The organism is Bradyrhizobium sp. (assembly GCF_022844465.1).
In the GTDB taxonomy this organism is placed as follows: domain Bacteria; phylum Pseudomonadota; class Alphaproteobacteria; order Rhizobiales; family Xanthobacteraceae; genus Bradyrhizobium.
In genome coordinates, this window is the sequence record NZ_JALHLP010000001.1 from 1154104 (window position 1) to 1170465 (window position 16362).

Consider the following 16362-nt stretch of genomic DNA (forward strand, 5'->3'; position numbering starts at 1 on the left):
AATTGGAGATTGCGCTTTTGGTCCAGTCACGCCTTGGATACTGCATCAGACGAACTATCGAACCGGACGTCTGCCGCGGCTCGAAGCAGCAGCGCGCGTTGCCAGAGCCGGGCAGATCGTTTCGATGCAGTCTACTTGCGCGATGCGCAGGCGTACATGTTGATTTCCATGCCCACCGGCACTTCGACGATCTTCGGAGTCTTCCACGTCATTTGGGTCTCCCAGGTAGTTTTGGCGCGACGTCGCACCAAGTTGAACCTAGAGCCGCCCCGGACGCAGCGCAAGTGCGGCACATCGAAGCCGAGCACATGTGCGCCAAGGTACTTCTCTCCCGGGCAAGGCCACTTCTCTTCTGGACAAAGCTCTGTGTTACCAATGCGGGATGGGCGTTACGGCATCCCCCGAATGTGATGCCGTGACCTGCCGGTTTCGACTATCCTATCGCAGCTTGTGGCGTGGGGGACAGATGGCCGCAGGTTCCGGGTGGCCAGGTGGATCGCACCACTGCTTGGTCGGGCGCGCCTAGGTTCCCTCCGACCGCGGACCAAGGTTGCGAGGCCATTCATGCGATCGCTGTACATTGGAACACTCAGTGCATTCCTCGCCCTTCTCCTTACGCTGCCAGCAGATGCCGAGGACCGTTCGCGGCTTGGCCAGCCGACCCTGGATTCAGAAACACCGCCAGCATCCCTAACCGGAAAGGAGCGTGTCGGCAGGAAGTGGATGGACGAGCAACGGATCGACAATTGCAATGTGCCGGTCGACAAGCGTGGTCCCAAGCCGCGGCCAAGAGATTGTTGAGCGCTGCTGGGGTTTAAGCCGGCGCGCGACAACTAGGGAGCGCCTGACCGCGGGCTTCCGTGCTGCGCCTTATGGATGGAAGACGGAACAACTCCGAAATACTTGCGGAAGACCCGGCTGAAATGGGACGAACTAGAAAAGCCCCATGAAAATGCGACATCCGTAACCGTCTTTCCGGCGTGAGTCTCCAGTTCGTGCCGGCAGTTCTGCAATCGCGCGTGCCAGATATAGTCGCTGACAGTGATTCCCCTGTCGCTGAACAGCATGTGCAGATAGCGTTTGGTGCAGCCCAGTGCGGCGGAAATCTGGTCGATGCAGAGATCAGGGTCGCGCAGATGTTCGCGGATGAACGCCTGGGCGCGAATATACATCGCCTCGGGTCCGCCACGATCGAACGCCGCGTCCGCCTCGCGGAGCGGCAACAACAGGAGATCGATCAGCGAATCAGCGACGACGACGGCGTTGTTCGGTGACAGTTTCGCAGCCTGTTCGAACGCGGCATGCACGAAGTCATGGGCGATGCGGCCGGTACCGGTGCGCGCCGAAAGCTTGCACGCCGACATCCTCGCCATGTGGAAGCCGCGCTCCTGCAGCAGCGCCTTCGGCACGATCACGACCTCGTGCCGTGTCAACGCCGGACTGATGATCGTATGCGGACAGGAAACATCGTAGGCCAGACAATCGCCTGGCATCAGTTCGAAGCGGCGGCCGTCCTGCTCAAAATAGGAAATTCCGTGCGTCTGAAACAGGATCTTCACATAGGGATGTTCGCTGGCTTGTGAACGAGACACCGCGTGCGCGATCCGATGCTGGCTCACCTCGATCTGACAGAGCTTCAGCCGCGAGACCGTTGTGTAGTTGACCCGCGCCTCGAGCGATGACGCTTTCAGCGGATCGATGTCAAATTGGCCGCAGAGATCCGCCAGCGCATCTGACCAGCACTGAATCTGCTTCTTTGGCGATAAACCGGCGGTGGTAAGCGAGTGGACGGTATCCGACATTTCCAGCCACCGATTCGAGAAACGTGACTGTTGCCGCGCGCGGCTCGGTCACGATGAAGCGATATCTACCTCGGATTAAAGCAGCTTTTGTTGCTGAGCAACGTATCCCCTAGGATTGATCGTCTAACTTAGTTCCTGCTCCGTCAAGGGAAAACTCGCCCGTCGCCCCGCGCAAGCATCTTCCTGCCACGTGCTCCATTGCACTGCCGCATCGATAGCCGCGCCAGCTGGATTTGCGCCCGGAAGCGAGAAATCGGTTGCGTTTCGCTTTGGAGCAAATGCCGTTCCCTCTTGGGCAAGTTTCCTATTACCGGACGGGATAAGGATACGGCACAAAATGGAAAAAGCTGGGCCGTCTCGACGGAACCCGAGAGTTCATCAGTGGGAGGACGCGATGCGCAAAGTGCTATTTGCAACTTGTCTTGGCTCTATGGCGGCGTTTACCGCAGGCACCGCGGTGGCCAACGACGAATTGATCAAGATGTCGCAGAACCCGAAGGATTGGGTGATGCCGGCAGGAGACTACGCCAATACGCGCTACTCAAAGCTCAACCAGATTACCGCGGCCAATGCCGGCAAACTGCAGGTCGCATGGACGTTCTCGACCGGCGTGCTGCGCGGCCACGAAGGCGGACCGCTCATCATCGGCAACATGATGTACGTTCACACGCCATTCCCCAACAAGGTCTATGCTCTTGACCTATCCAAGGACCAGCAGATCGTCTGGAAGTACGAGCCGAAGCAGGATCCGAACGTCATCCCGGTGATGTGTTGCGACACCGTGAACCGCGGCGTGGCCTATGGCGACGGCAAGATCTTCCTGCACCAGGCCGATACCACCCTGGTCGCCCTCGATGCCAAGACCGGCAAGGTGGAGTGGAGTGCGAAGAACGGCGATCCCAGCAAGGGCTCGACCGGAACCTCCGCGCCGCTGGTCGTCAAGGACAAGATCCTGGTCGGTATTTCCGGCGGCGAATTCGGCGTGCATTGTCACGTCACCGCCTACGATCTCAAGTCAGGCAAGCTGTTGTGGCGGGCATTCTCCCAAGGGCCGGACGATCAGCTCATGGTCGATCCCGAGAAGACCACCGAACTCGGCAAGCCGATCGGCAAGGATTCGAGCCTCAAGACCTGGCAGGGCGATCAGTGGAAGATCGGCGGAGGCTGCACATGGGGTTGGCTGTCCTATGACCCCGCTTTGAACCTGGTTTACTACGGCTCGGGAAATCCCTCGACCTGGAATCCGAAGCAGCGGCCGGGCGACAACAAATGGTCGATGACCATTTTCGCGCGCAATCCTGATACCGGGATGGCCCGCTGGGTCTATCAGATGACCCCCCACGATGAATGGGATTACGACGGCGTCAACGAAATGATTCTCAGCGATCAGCAGATCGGCGGCACGGAACGCAAGCTTCTCACCCATTTCGACCGCAACGGGCTGGCCTATACGATGGACCGCACCAACGGAGAATTGCTTGTGGCCGAGAAGTATGACCCGACGGTCAACTGGACCACCGGCGTCGATATGAACAAGAGCTCGCCGACCTACGGGCGTCCCAAGGTCGTTGATCAATACTCGACCGAGAAAGGCGGCGAGGACAAAAACACCAAGGGTATCTGTCCAGCGGCGCTCGGCACCAAGGACCAGCAGCCGGCAGCTTACTCGCCGGATACGCAACTGTTCTATGTGCCGACCAACCACGTCTGCATGGACTATGAACCGTTCAAGGTAAGCTACACCGCCGGCCAGCCCTATGTCGGGGCCACGCTCTCGATGTATCCGCCTCCCGGCGCGACCCATATGGGCAACTTCATCGCCTGGGACAACAAGACCGGCAAGATCGCTTGGTCGAACAAGGAGCAGTTCTCGGTGTGGTCCGGCGTGCTCGCTACCGCCGGCGGCGTGGTGTTCTACGGAACGCTGGAGGGGTACCTCAAGGCGGTCGACGCCAAGACGGGCAAGGAACTCTACAAGTTCAAGACCCCGTCCGGCATCATCGGCAACGTCACGACCTATGAGCAGGGCGGCAGGCAGTACATTGCGGTGCTTTCCGGCGTCGGTGGCTGGGCGGGTATTGGTCTTGCAGCCGGTCTGACCGATCCGACCGCCGGCCTCGGCGCCGTCGGCGGCTACGCCGCGCTGAGCAACTACACCGCGCTCGGCGGAGCACTGACCGTATTCGCGCTGCCGCAGTGAGCTGAGCCACCTCAGAACCGGCGCATGGAGTTGCTCCATGCGCCGGTTCGCCTACCACCGCATCTCGAGGGCAAGCTCTTGCGTAAAATCTGGTTTGTGGGTGCTGCGATGATCAGCGTGATATCAGGCGGAATAGCCTTTGCTGCGGGCGCCGTCGATCCGACTCCCGTCAAATCCGAGAATGGCAAGTATCTCGACAAGGAAGGCAACCCGACCTTCAAGGTCGCCCCCGACGGCACCGTGGATTGGTACACCTACTCCGGCTACCGCCGTTATCACTCGGAATGCCATGTCTGTCATGGTCCCGACGGGATGGGATCGACCTACGCGCCGGCCGTCACGGATTCGCTCAAGACGATGAGTTACGGCGACTTCGTCGGCGTCGTCGCAAGCGGCCGCAAAAGCGGCAACTCCGTCATGCCGGCGCTGGGCGATAATCCAAACGTCGCCTGCTACATGGACGACCTATACATCTATCTGCGTGCCCGCGCCCATGACGCCGTCGGACGCGTGCGTCCGGCCAAGAAGGAAGACAAGACCGAGGCCTACACCAAGGAGGAGAATTCCTGCATGGGCCGAAAATAATCTTTCGGAGGATTCAGAGCGCGTGGGCCACGATGCCCTGCAACGCTTTCAAGTCCAACCCTGGAGTCTGCAATGAAGACGCGCGCTGCAGTCGCATTCGAAGCAAAGAAGCCGCTTGAGATCGTCGAGGTCGACCTCGACGGTCCGAAGGCCGGTGAGGTCCTTGTCGAGATAAAGGCGACGGGGATCTGTCACACTGACGCCTATACGCTCGACGGTTTCGACAGCGAGGGAATCTTTCCTTCGATCCTCGGCCACGAGGGCGCCGGCATCGTTCGCGAGGTCGGCCCGGGCGTGACGTCGGTGAAACCAGGCGACCATGCAATCCCGCTCTACACGCCCGAATGCCGGCAGTGCAAAAGCTGCCTAAGCCGGAAGACGAATCTCTGCACCGCAATTCGCGCCACGCAGGGCAAAGGCGTGATGCCCGACGGCACATCGCGTTTCAGCCGTAAAGGCAAGCCGATCTTTCACTACATGGGCTGTTCGACGTTTTCGAACTTCACCGTGCTGCCGGAAATCGCGGTGGCAAAGATCCGCGAAGACGCCCCTTTCGACAAAAGTTGCTACATCGGCTGCGGCGTCACGACCGGCGTCGGCGCGGTGGTCAACACCGCCAACGTCACGCCGGGCGCCAATGTGGTGGTGTTCGGACTTGGCGGAATCGGACTGAACGTCATTCAAGGCGCCAGGATGGTAGGCGCCGACAGGATCATCGGCGTCGACATCAACGACAGCAAGGAGGAATGGGGCCGTCGCTTCGGCATGACGCATTTCGTCAATCCGTCAAAGATCGGCGGTGACATCGTTGCGCACTTGGTTACGCTCACCGACGGTGGCGCCGACTTCACCTTCGATTGCACCGGAAACACCACTGTCATGCGCCAGGCGCTCGAGGCGTGTCATCGCGGCTGGGGCGTCTCCGTGGTGATCGGGGTGGCGGAATCCGGAAAGGAAATCGCGACCCGGCCGTTCCAGCTCGTGACCGGCCGGGTGTGGAAAGGCACCGCGTTCGGCGGCGCGCGTGGCCGCACCGATGTGCCGAAAATCGTTGATTGGTACATGAACGGAAAGATCGAGATCGATCCGATGATCACCCACGTCCTCAAGCTGGAGGACATCAATAAGGGTTTTGATCTGATGCACGAGGGCAAGTCGATCCGTTCGGTCGTCGTATTCTGAGTCGCAGCACGTCAAACATAAGGAGGGTAGTCCCATGACTGTTCATATCCACCCATCGGTCGACAACGGCGTCAAGAAAGGTTCAGGCGCCTTTGCCGGCGGCACCCTCGTCTGCAAGTGCAAGGACAAACCGGTCAAGGTCGGCATCAAGGGCGATGTCGCCCACAATCACGCCTGCGGCTGTACCAAGTGCTGGAAGCCCGAAGGGGCAACCTTCTCGGTGGTTGCCGTTGTGCCGCGCGAAAACGTGACCGTATTCGAAAACGGCGACAAGCTGCAGATTGTCGACACGTCCGCGACGATCCAGCGATACGCCTGCAAGGGCTGCGGCACCCACATGTACGGGCGGATCGAGAACAAGGGGCATCCGTTCTACGGCCTCGACTTCATCCACCCCGAACTGTTCCAGGAAGCCGGTTCGGCGGCGCCGGCGTTTGCGGCGTTCGTATCGTCCGTGATCGAGTCCGGCGTCGCTCCATCGGAAATGTCGGGTATCAGATCCCGCCTCAAGGAGCTCGGACTCGAACCCTATGATTGTCTGTCTCCGGCGCTGATGGATGCAATCGCTACCCACACGGCGAAATCGAGACCCAAGGCGGCCTGACCTCCCTGCGCCCGCCGGTGGCGGCTATCGCCGCCGGTAGGGCCGAAAACGGGCACGCCTCTATCCCAACAAGCAGCCGGTCACCGCCGTGCGCCTGATGAACACCGAGGCAGCACGACGCAAAAATCGAACCCGTGCTGTCCGACAATGGCCGCGAGTTCTGCGGACGGCCCGACCAGCAAGCCTACGAACTCTTCCTGCAATTGGAGGAGATCGAGCACCACACCATCCGCGTCAAACGCACGCAATCCACCGGCATCGTCGAACGGCTGCATCGCACGTTGCTTGACGAGCACTTCCGCGTTGAGGGCCGCACCTGGTTCGAGACCATCGAGGAAATGCAGGCCGTTCTCGACGACTACCTCGTCTATGATCAACGCAGGCCCCATCGGGACCGCGGCATGAATGGCAGAATGCCGGAGACTTTCGGCAATTTTTGCCTCGCGACAGGTGAAGGGGGAGTCCCGGAGACACAATCGGACGCGCGAGAAGCCCGGATTTCCGGTCGATTCTCGCGTCTCCGGGGAAGCCCGGCCAGACGCAGCACTGCCTGGCTGGCGACGCAGTGGTGATCGCGCCCGTCTCCAAGGGATTTCCCTGCAAACAGGGAACTTTGCAGGGAAATCGGCCATTCTTGGGTTGTGGAACATGATCTCTCAGCCAGAACACGCTGCGCTGCAGCTACTTCTGTGGTAATTTCGAATTAAGCGCAAAACCCGGCAAGTGTCGCACACGTCCATTTTTCGCGCACTTTTCCTGTGGTTCGTAAGCACGATTTGCTCTCACTCTCGACTAACAATTGTGGAAGCGAAGCGATCTGAATCAACGGCAATATTGGGAGGCGGAGGGTATCCCGCTCAAGGCGTTTGGTGGGAACATCCGCTCACCTCGTCCGGGACCGCGGCTTTGGGGCCTGCCCGTCGGGAGGTATAGTGTCCACAAAATCGAGCGGCCACTTCGCCGCACGGCGAACAATAGAGGCGCCTCCGTTCCGCAGGTCGCCACCACCCTCAAGACCGCGCCATGCTTTCCTCCCTTACTCGTCCCCAATCATTCGAATGAGCTCACGCGCATGATATTCCGCATCGCCGGTATTCACGATGGTGGCGTCAGGCGGAGTTGCGGCTTGGTACACGGCGCGGCGCAGCCGCTCTTCGATTTTTCCGTCGCCGTTGCGGCTCCGCACGGCTAGCCGCTGCGCTAAAACGTCCAACGGCGCCGTAATCGAGACCACGCGGACGTCGGCATAAGTGTGCCGCAACGCACCGATGACAGTACGCGAGACGTTGACGATGACGGTATGCCCGGCACGGATATCGTCATCGATCGTACGTGACAGGGCGTACCAATGGCCGTGCGCGCTCCAATGAATGGCATATTCGTCACGCGCCAGCTTTTCCTGAAAGGCGGCAACGCTAACTTCTTCATTGTCCTCGGATGCCGATGCTTGACGCGTAATGACACGCCTTGGGAAGACAATACAGGGATCGTCGGCGCAGGCCGTTTTCGCGAGCCCAAGCAGCGTATCCTTGCCGGCGCCGCTCGGGCCGACCACCAGAACCAACCGGCCGGGCCCAATCGCTGCAGATGGCCCGGCGGACCCGGTCGGCGATACCGTCATGCCACGCGCTGCCCTTCGCGCCAGACGCTGCGCACCACCGGAATGTCGCGTGCGACATGCACGCGGATCAAGTCGGCGCGCTTGCCGACCGCGATCTCGCCGCGGTCGGCAAGTCCGACCGCTTCAGCCGGTGTCTTGGTGACCGTTTGCACCGCCGAAGCAAGATCAATCGCAGGAACGAGCTGTGGCAATTGTAGCGCCGCCATCAACAGGCTGGAGGGAATGTAATCGGACGACAGGATGTCCAGGAGCCCCTCCCGGGCAAGATCGACCGCGGCGATGTTGCCGGAATGCGACCCCCCGCGCACCACATTCGGCGCGCCCATCAGGATGCCGATGCCGGCCTCGTGCAACCCCCGCGCGGCCTCCATCGTGGTCGGGAATTCCGCCACTGACACGCGGTCCCTGACCGCGTCGGCAACGTTTTCATCGGTCGTGTCGTCGTGGCTGGCGAGCGGGATCCCGTACTGATGCGCCAGCGCGACGATGGCGCGCAGATTGGTCGCGGCATGGGCGCGCTGGTAGGCAAAACGCCGTTCGAACAGCGCGTCCAGTTCGGCGTCGGTCATGCCAGCGCCCTTGCCGCGGTAATAATCGCGCAGCTTGCCTTCGTCGCGAAACTGACGCTGCCCCGGCGTGTGATCCATCAACGACATCAGGCGGATGTCGGGCCTGCCGATCAATTCCCTGGCTTCCTCGACCACGTCAGGCATCGGGATTTCGCAACGCAGATGAAGGAAATGGTCGGCCCGCAGCAGGTTGGATTCGCGCGCCGCTGTGATCGCCGCCGCGAGCACGCCGGCGCGGCCATCGACATCCTCGGCACCATCCTCGCGCCAGACCCGAAGCGAGTCTAGGACGGTCGTGATGCCCGAGGTGGCCAACTGCCCATCATAGGAGACGACGGCGGCGATCGGGTCCCAGAACACTTTCGGCCGGGGGACGTAGTGCGCCTCGAGGTGATCGGTATGCAGTTCGATCAGGCCCGCCATGACCAGATCGCCCGCCGCGTCCTCGCCGCCGGCCGGGCCATCGCCCTCGCCGATTTCCGCGATCCGACCGCCGGAAAGGCCGACCCAACCACGCTCGATCACCCGCTCCGCCAGCACGATCCTGGCATTGCCGATGACGGTCTCGGAACCGGTCGAAATCATGTCAGCGCTCTTTTCTATGCCGCCGAAGCAAATGCCGTCACGTCAACAATACGGTCGGCGATCACGCGTCGTATTTCATCGTCATGGACGATCGCCACCATTGCCACGCCCTGACGTTTCTTCTGACCGATCAATTCCACCACGACCGCCCTGTTGGCCGCATCGAGCGAGGCCGTCGGCTCGTCCAGCAGCAGAATGGGCAGGTCGCAAATGAAGCCGCGCGCAATGTTGACGCGCTGCTGCTCGCCGCCGGAAAACGTCGAGGGCGGCAGCGACCACAGCCGTTCCGGGATATTGAGGCGGCGCAACAGCGCGCCGGCCCGGTCGCGCGCGTCCGCTCGCGCCATTCCGCTTGCGGTCAAGGGTTCGGCGACGACGTCGATCGACGGCACCCGCGGCACCGCGCGCAGGAACTGGCTGACGTAGCCGATCGTCGAACGGCGGACGCTGAGAACCTGACGCGGTTCGGCGGCAGCAAGATCGACCATCCCTCCGTGATGACGGATGCCGATCCGGCCGCCGTCGCAGCGGTAGCTGCCGAACACCATTTTCAGGATCGAGGATTTGCCGGCGCCCGAAGGCCCCGAGAGCACCACGCATTCACCCGGCTCGACGCGAAAGGATACCCCGCGCACCACCGGCAGCTCAATGCCGCCCTGGAGATGCATCATGAAGGTTTTTTCGGCGCCGCAGACGTCGATCATCGCAGTCATGGCTCATACCGGCAGGATCGAGGAGACGAGCAACTGGGTATAGGGCTCGCGGGGATCGTCGAGCACCTGGTCGGTCAGCCCGGTTTCGATGACACGGCCATCCTTCATCACCATGACCCGGTGCGACAACAGCCGCGCCACCGCCAGGTCGTGGGTGACGACGACGGCCGCGAGACCTAGTTCGTTGACAAGATTTCGCATCAGGTCGAGCAACCGCGCCTGCACCGAAACGTCAAGCCCGCCGGTTGGCTCGTCCATGAGCACCAGCCGCGGCTCGGTGACAAGATTGCGCGCAATCTGCAGCCGCTGGCGCATCCCGCCGGAATAGGTCCGCGGCGCATCGTCGATGCGGGCGGTGTCGATCTCGACGCGCTGCAGCCAGGACGAGGCCGTGTCGCGGATCCGGCCGTAATGGTTCCAGCCGACCGCCATCAGGCGTTCCCCGACATTGGCGCCGGCCGATACCGCCATCCGCAGTCCCTGCGCCGGATCCTGATGCACATAGCCCCAATCGGTGCGGAACAAAAAGCGGCGCTCGGCCTCTCCCAGCGCGGCCAGATCACGCAGCATGCCGTCACGCATGCGGTAGGACACCCGCCCTGCGCTCGGCGTCAACTGGGCCGACAGCAGTTGCAGCAGCGTCGACTTGCCCGATCCGGACTCGCCCACGACCGCCAGCACCTCCCCGGGATAGAGCACGAATGAGACGTCCTTGCAGGCCGTCAGCCGACCGTAGTCCTTGCCCAGGCCCTCCGCCACCAGCAGCGGCGGGTCCTCCAGCCCGTCGCTTCGAGGCTCAACCATGTGCTACCTCCCGGTGCGGCGCCGCGCTCTCGCTGCCACGATGACCGGCCGCTTGACGGGTCTCGCAATAGTCGGTGTCCGAGCACACGAACATCCGGCCGCCCTTGTCGTCGGTCACGATCTCGTCGAGATAGGAATCGCCGGCGCCGCACAAGGCGCAGGGCGCGTCGAAGCGGTAGCGTGCGAACGGGTGATCCTCGAAATCCAGCGACACGACGTTGGTGTGCGGCGGGATGGCGTAGATGCGCTTCTCGCGTCCGGCCCCGAACAGTTGCAGCGCCGGGCAGTTGTCCATCTTCGGATTGTCGAACTTTGGCGTCGGCGACGGGTCCATCACGTAGCGCGCATTCACCTTGACCGGGTAGGCGTAGGAGGTGGCGATATGGCCGAAGCGTGCGATGTCCTCGTACAGCTTGACGTGCATCAGGCCATATTCGCCGAGCGCATGCATGCGACGGGTCTCGGTCTCGCGCGGCTCGAGGAACCGCAGCGGCTCGGGAATCGGCACCTGGTAGACCAGCACCTGCCCGCCATGCAGCGGCGCTTCGGGAATCCGGTGCCGGGTCTGGATGACCGTCGCCTCCGCCGTGCTGGTCGTCGTCGCGACGCCGGCGGTCTTGCCAAAGAACTTTCGAATCGAGATCGCGTTCGTGGTGTCGTCGGAGCCCTGGTCGATCACCTTCAGCACGTCGTCCGGGCCAAGGATGGCCGCGGTCACCTGCACGCCACCGGTGCCCCAGCCATACGGCATCGGCATCTCACGGCTGGCGAACGGCACCTGATAGCCAGGGGTCGCGATCGCCTTGAGGATCGCACGACGGATCATCCGCTTGGTCTGCTCGTCGAGATAGGCGAAATTGTAGCTCGGCGCGTTCATTCCGCGGCCTCCCGCATCGGCGCAGCTGCGGTCGCATCGGCGAACTCCTTGCGCAGCTTGCGCAGCAGGCCGAGTTCGGACTGAAAATCGACGTAGTGCGGGAGCTTGAGGTGTTCGACAAAACCTGTCGCCTGCACATTGTCCGAGTGCGACATCACGAACTCTTCGTCCTGGGCCGGCGCGATCAATTCCTCGCCAAGCTCGCGGGCGCGCAGGGATCGGTCCACCAGCGCCATCGACATGGTCTTGCGCTCGCTCTGCCCGAACGCCAGTCCGTAGCCGCGCGTGAAGCACGGCGCCTCGGTGGCCGATCCCTTGAACTGGTTCACCATCTGGCACTCGGTCAGCGTGATCGAGCCGAGCGGCACGGCAAAGCCGGCATCCTCGGCCATGAACTCGACCTCGACCTCGCCAAAGCGAATTTCGCCGGCAAAGGGATGGTTGCGGCCATAGCCGCGCTGGGTCGAATAGCCCAGCGCCAGCAGAAAGCCTTCGTCGGCGCGCGCCAGGTTCTGCAGGCGCAGATCGCGTTCGGCGGGAAAATCAAGCGGCTCGCGGGTAAGGTCGCCTACAATCGCATCGGCCCTGCCCTGGGGTGACGGCTCGATCAGGCCATCCCGGCCCAGAATGTCCGTCACGCGCGGCGTGGCAGCACCCGACGCATCGCCGACCATCGGCCCCTCAGGAGCGAATCCTTCCGCCAATTGCGGATCCAGCAGACGGTGGGTGTAGTCGAAGGTAGGCCCGAGGATTTGCCCGCCCGGAATGTCCTTGAACGTCGACGATATCCGGCGCCGCACCTGCATCTCGCCGGTATCGACCGGCTCGGTGGCGCCAAAGCGAGGCAAGGTGGCGCGGAAGGCGCGCACCAGGAAGATCGCCTCGATCAGGTCGCCGCGCGACTGCTTGATGGCGAGGGCGGCAAGCTCGCGATCGTAAAGCGAACCCTCGGCCATGACGCGATCGACGCCGAGCGAGAGCTGTTCGGAAATCTGGGCGATCGAAACCTCGGGAACGTCGCGGTCGCCGCGTCGTTCATGCGCGAGCAGACGATGGGCGTTCTCGATGGCGCGTTCACCTCCCTTGACGGCGACGTACATGATCAGCCTCCCCGCATCGCCAGCCGCGTGCTTCGCGGTATCGCGACAATTTTTTCGTCCCGCACCAGAACGACGTCGACGCCACGCGGAAACAGCGTTGCGTTGACGGCGAGCCGCTCGAACAAATCGCGCGGCAGACCTGACACCTGCAACATCGCCGTGCCGTCGATGCCGGGTCCGCGCAGTTCGACAGCGGTCCCCCGCCCGAAACTCTCGACCTGCAGGATCAGCGTCGTCGAGCGGTCGGGATACTCGTTGCTGCCGAACGCGAAGCGATCGAGCGGCGGAAGGTCGCGGGGATCGCCGAACAATGCAAAACTGCAAACTGATGAGTCCGCGATCACCGGCGCGCTGGTGTGGAACTTGAGCCATCCGGCGACATCCGGCCTCGCCGACATCCGCGCATCGAGCCAGACCGGCGTGTCATGGTCGAACAGGGTAAGCGCGATGGCCGCCGTCCCGGGCATCATTCCCTTCGGGGCGCCGGCGACAGCCGCGATCCGCTGAACGCTACCAGGCCGCGCCATTGCATCCATGACGGCACGGAACGTCGATTGCGCCGACAATACTTTGTCGGCGAATCCCGCGGGCAACTCGGCGAGCGGGGTCATCAACTCTCTCCGCGCACCAGGGTGTAGAAATCGACCCGCGTCGCCGCGGCTTCCGTGGCCTTGCGTTCCCGCTTCGTTGACAGCGCCGCGCGCAGCGGCGCTATCACCTGTTCCTCAGCCAGCCCTGCGAGCTCTTCCGACTGCACCATGGCGTCGCACAGCGCCATCATTGCCGCTTTCTGCTTGTCACGGCCGAGCACATAGCCGAATCCGACTTCGCCGGTGGAAAGCCGAACCGCCGCGCGCGAAACCGTGGCTTCGCCGAGATTGAAGGCCGCGCCATCGCCACCGATGCGACCGCGCACCATCACGAGGCCATTTTCCGGCTCGCGCAGGGTCTGGTGCGCCGGCAGGGCCGCCGCCTCAAGGCGGGCCGATATCTCCGCGGAGGCTGAGTGGGCGAGCACGGCCATTGCCGCCTTGCGCCGCGCCTGCTTGCTGCTTTCGGTTGCCGTCATGATCGCCTTGCAGGAATCAAGTTGTCTATGATACTAGACAACTTGATATCGAAGCGCCATGACCGTTTCGTGACAACCGGGTTGTTTTTTCCAATGGCCGTTGCTGGCGTTCTCCCATCATGAGCATCCAGGACGCAGCCTCCGGCGTGGCGCTGTGGCGGCTGGTCGCTGACGGAATCGAGCGCGGCATCGCCGACGGCCGCTTCGCGGCGGGCGAGAAGCTGCCGGCCGAGATGGAGATCGCCGGGACCTACCGCGTCAACCGTCATACGGTGCGTCGGGCATTGGCAGCGCTTGCCGAGCGCGGGCTGGTACGGGCCGAGCGCGGCAGCGGCACTTATGTCGAGACCCAGCGCCTCGCCTATCCGCTGCGCTCGCGCACCCGCTTCTCGGAAATCGTCGACGCCGGCGGCCATGAGCCGCGCGGCCAGTTGATCGACGCTTCTGTTGAGACCGCAAGCCGCGAACTGGCGCGGCAGCTCGGCATCAGGACCGGCGCGGTGCTGATCCGGATCGAAGCGCTGCGGTTCGCCGATCGCGTCCCGATCTGCGTCGGCACCACCTGGCTCGCGGCGGAGCGGTTTCCCGATGCGGGGCAGATTTATGAGCGGGTGCGATCGATGACCAGATTGCTGGCGCATTACGGCATTCGGGACTATCGCCGGGCTTCGACCAGAGTCACCGCCGCCATTGTCGACGCCACCGACGCCGCCCGGCTCGACCTTTCGCTCGGACGACCGGTCCTTGTGGTCGACAGCACCGATGTCGACGTTGACGGCAAGCCGCTGCTGACCACCCGCGCCCGCTTTGCCGCGGAGCGGATCGAGTTCGTGGTCGAGAACGGCTAATCCGGCGATTAGGCGATTTCCCGCCGGCCGATGATCGCGAAACGGAGCTTCCCGGAAATCCAGTCGATGGTCGATACCGTGATCAGGATCAGCAGGATTAGAAACGATACCCGTTGCCATTCCAAGACCCGAATCTGTTCGGCGAGTTGAAGGCCGATCCCTCCGGCGCCGACGATTCCGATGATGGTGGCTGAGCGCGTATTCGATTCAAAATAGTAGAGCACCTGACTGAGCAGGATCGGAATCACCTGCGGTAGCACCCCGAACCGGACGCCATGAAGGTGGTTGCCGCCGGCGGCCAGCACCCCTTCGCCGGGTTTCTTGTCGGCCGCCTCGATCGCCTCGGAGAAGAGTTTTCCAAAACTGCCGAAATCGCTGCAGACGAGGGCGAGAATTCCGGCGAACGGCCCCAACCCGACAATTCCGACCCAGATCAGCGCCCAGATCAAGGTGTCGATGCCGCGGATCGTGTCGAGGCTGCGGCGTGACAGAATGTGAACCACCCGGTTCGCGACCACATTGCGCGCTGCCAGCAGGGCAACCGGAAGCGCCAGCAGCGCCCCGCCCAGCGTGCCCAGAAAGGCGATCGCCACCGTCTCGCCGAGCGCGTGCAGATAGATCACGGCTTGCGACAGCGATCCGGGGTCGGGCGGCACCATCAGCCGCAGGAATCCGCCCAGTCTGGACATCCCGTCAGAGAGCCGATGAAAGGGAATGTCGAGCTGCACTATTCCGAAGATGAACAGCCCGACGACCGCGGCGAAACCTGCCGTGATCTTTACCCTCTGCCACCAATCCGGCCGGAACAGGTGTGGATGCCGTTCGGCGACGCTGGCCTGATTGTCGAAACGGAAAGAGTTCATCTTCCCGCCCCTTCCATTCCGAGGAGGCGGTGGCGCACGCGCTCGGTGACGAAATCGATCAGCATGACGGTGACGACAATCAGCAGGAGGATGGCGCTTACGTCCGTGAAGTAGAACTTGCGGACCGCTTCGATCAAATCCTGGCCGATGCCCCCGGCACCGACAAAGCCCATCACCGCGGCGCCGCGCACGTTGATCTCGAACCTCAGCAGTGCGTAGCTGACGAAATTCGAAAGTACCTGGGGCAATGCGCCAAACCGGACGATCTGAAGCCAGCTACCTCCGCTAGCCGCGACCCCCTCGACCGGCTTGCTGTCGATATTCTCGACCACTTCGGCGAACTGCTTGCCAAGCGCCCCGGCCGTGTGGATCGCGATGGCCAGAACGCCCGGCAGCGGCCCCAGACCGAACGCCAGCACAAAAATCAGGGCGAAGACGATCTCCGGCACGGTCCGGCAGAATTCAAGCGTCCGCCGCGTTACAAAGACGATCGCGCGCGACCTTACCAGATTGGCCGATGCCAGAAAGCAAAGGACGAAACCGCATAGCCCCCCGGCAAGGGTCCCCACATAGGCAATCAACAATGTATCGCCGAGCAGCCGCGTCCAGCGCGGCAGTCCCCAAAGCCACTCCGAAAGATCGGCCCATAGTGAAGAGAACGACAGCTTCGGGGCGATGCTGACAAAGTAAGTCGGAAAGCGCCAGAAGTTCTCGGAGAACTTCCAGAGGTCGACGTCGCCCATCCAGCCGGCGACCAGCACCGCGGCGACCATGACGGCGGCACCCAGCCAGAAGCGCCGGCGCTTGGCCGCTACCGCCGCAGCATAGTGATCCGCGAGTTCTCGCAGCTTGGCTTCAGGGAATTCGGGAACGGCGGCTCGCATCGGCTTTTCCGGCAAGGGAACGGGTGGACCTCGCGATCCGCCCAAATCAACCGGAT

The 16362-nt window shown here is 62.7% G+C and carries 17 protein-coding genes and 1 pseudogene; 6 read left to right on the forward strand and 12 right to left on the reverse strand.

The window, feature by feature from the left end:
• Positions 1-131: 131 nt before the first annotated feature.
• Both pqqA and Q0D31_RS05475 read right to left on the reverse strand, forming a co-directional pair.
• Entirely contained in the window at positions 132-212 is an 81-nt protein-coding gene (gene pqqA, locus Q0D31_RS05470; protein ID WP_291846818.1) for a pyrroloquinoline quinone precursor peptide PqqA, read from the reverse strand.
• 621 nt (positions 213-833) lie between these two features.
• Entirely contained in the window at positions 834-1802 is a 969-nt protein-coding gene (locus Q0D31_RS05475; RefSeq protein WP_291846232.1) for a helix-turn-helix domain-containing protein, read from the reverse strand.
• A gap of 394 nt (positions 1803-2196) precedes the next feature.
• On the opposite strand from Q0D31_RS05475, the gene xoxF5 reads away from it, so the two are divergent.
• From xoxF5 to Q0D31_RS05500, 5 genes and pseudogenes are all read left to right on the forward strand, one after another.
• On the forward strand, positions 2197-4002 hold the full coding sequence (gene xoxF5 / locus Q0D31_RS05480; protein WP_291846233.1) for a lanthanide-dependent methanol dehydrogenase XoxF5: 1806 nt from the start codon (positions 2197-2199) through the stop codon (positions 4000-4002).
• 108 nt (positions 4003-4110) lie between these two features.
• Entirely contained in the window at positions 4111-4587 is a 477-nt protein-coding gene (locus tag Q0D31_RS05485) for a c-type cytochrome, methanol metabolism-related (protein WP_291846821.1), read from the forward strand.
• A 72-nt stretch (positions 4588-4659) separates the two neighbouring features.
• On the forward strand, positions 4660-5769 hold the full coding sequence (locus Q0D31_RS05490) for an S-(hydroxymethyl)glutathione dehydrogenase/class III alcohol dehydrogenase (protein WP_291846235.1): 1110 nt from the start codon (positions 4660-4662) through the stop codon (positions 5767-5769).
• Positions 5770-5803: 34 nt separating this feature from the next.
• Positions 5804-6373 carry an S-(hydroxymethyl)glutathione synthase gene (gfa, locus tag Q0D31_RS05495; protein WP_291846237.1) on the forward strand — a complete coding sequence of 190 codons (570 nt, stop codon included), beginning with the start codon at positions 5804-5806 and terminating at the stop codon, positions 6371-6373.
• Between the two features lie 55 nt (positions 6374-6428).
• A pseudogene (locus tag Q0D31_RS05500) lies at positions 6429-6792 on the forward strand (integrase core domain-containing protein); the annotation flags it as partial.
• Positions 6793-7409: 617 nt separating this feature from the next.
• Here the strand turns inward: Q0D31_RS05500 and phnN are convergent.
• Genes phnN through phnG form a run of 8 tightly spaced genes read right to left on the reverse strand, consistent with a single transcriptional unit; the run spans position 7410 to position 13711 of the window.
• Entirely contained in the window at positions 7410-7994 is a 585-nt protein-coding gene (gene phnN, locus Q0D31_RS05505) for a phosphonate metabolism protein/1,5-bisphosphokinase (PRPP-forming) PhnN (protein ID WP_291846241.1), read from the reverse strand.
• Complete coding sequence (locus Q0D31_RS05510) at positions 7991-9148, reverse strand: alpha-D-ribose 1-methylphosphonate 5-triphosphate diphosphatase (RefSeq protein ID WP_291846244.1); 1158 nt, start codon at positions 9146-9148, stop codon at positions 7991-7993. Before Q0D31_RS05510 ends, phnN begins: the two co-directional genes overlap by 4 nt.
• A 14-nt stretch (positions 9149-9162) precedes the next feature.
• On the reverse strand, positions 9163-9861 hold the full coding sequence (phnL, locus tag Q0D31_RS05515) for a phosphonate C-P lyase system protein PhnL (protein ID WP_291846251.1): 699 nt from the start codon (positions 9859-9861) through the stop codon (positions 9163-9165).
• Between the two features lie 3 nt (positions 9862-9864).
• A complete protein-coding gene (gene phnK / locus Q0D31_RS05520) occupies positions 9865-10665 on the reverse strand; it encodes a phosphonate C-P lyase system protein PhnK (RefSeq protein ID WP_291846253.1) in 801 nt (266 codons plus the stop codon).
• Positions 10658-11542, reverse strand: a complete 885-nt coding sequence (locus tag Q0D31_RS05525) for an alpha-D-ribose 1-methylphosphonate 5-phosphate C-P-lyase PhnJ (RefSeq protein WP_291846255.1) — start codon at positions 11540-11542, stop codon at positions 10658-10660. Before Q0D31_RS05525 ends, phnK begins: the two co-directional genes overlap by 8 nt.
• Complete coding sequence (locus Q0D31_RS05530) at positions 11539-12642, reverse strand: carbon-phosphorus lyase complex subunit PhnI (RefSeq protein WP_291846257.1); 1104 nt, start codon at positions 12640-12642, stop codon at positions 11539-11541. The genes Q0D31_RS05525 and Q0D31_RS05530 overlap by 4 nt, the downstream gene beginning before the upstream one ends.
• A 2-nt stretch (positions 12643-12644) precedes the next feature.
• Positions 12645-13253, reverse strand: coding sequence for a phosphonate C-P lyase system protein PhnH (gene phnH / locus Q0D31_RS05535; protein WP_291846259.1), 609 nt, complete (start codon positions 13251-13253; stop codon positions 12645-12647).
• Entirely contained in the window at positions 13253-13711 is a 459-nt protein-coding gene (gene phnG / locus Q0D31_RS05540; RefSeq protein ID WP_291846261.1) for a phosphonate C-P lyase system protein PhnG, read from the reverse strand. Before phnG ends, phnH begins: the two co-directional genes overlap by 1 nt.
• A 119-nt stretch (positions 13712-13830) precedes the next feature.
• Here phnG and phnF point away from each other — a divergent pair, with 119 nt between their 5' ends.
• Positions 13831-14559 carry a phosphonate metabolism transcriptional regulator PhnF gene (gene phnF / locus Q0D31_RS05545; protein WP_291846263.1) on the forward strand — a complete coding sequence of 243 codons (729 nt, stop codon included), beginning with the start codon at positions 13831-13833 and terminating at the stop codon, positions 14557-14559.
• A gap of 8 nt (positions 14560-14567) precedes the next feature.
• Here phnF and phnE (Q0D31_RS05550) read toward each other — a convergent pair whose 3' ends face one another.
• Together phnE (Q0D31_RS05550) and phnE (Q0D31_RS05555) are read right to left on the reverse strand one after the other, a co-directional pair.
• Positions 14568-15422 (reverse strand): phosphonate ABC transporter, permease protein PhnE, encoded by an 855-nt coding sequence (phnE, locus tag Q0D31_RS05550; RefSeq protein ID WP_291846265.1) that lies wholly within the window; start codon positions 15420-15422, stop codon positions 14568-14570.
• On the reverse strand, positions 15419-16306 hold the full coding sequence (phnE, locus tag Q0D31_RS05555; protein ID WP_291846267.1) for a phosphonate ABC transporter, permease protein PhnE: 888 nt from the start codon (positions 16304-16306) through the stop codon (positions 15419-15421). The genes phnE (Q0D31_RS05550) and phnE (Q0D31_RS05555) overlap by 4 nt, the downstream gene beginning before the upstream one ends.
• Positions 16307-16362 lie beyond the last annotated feature (56 nt).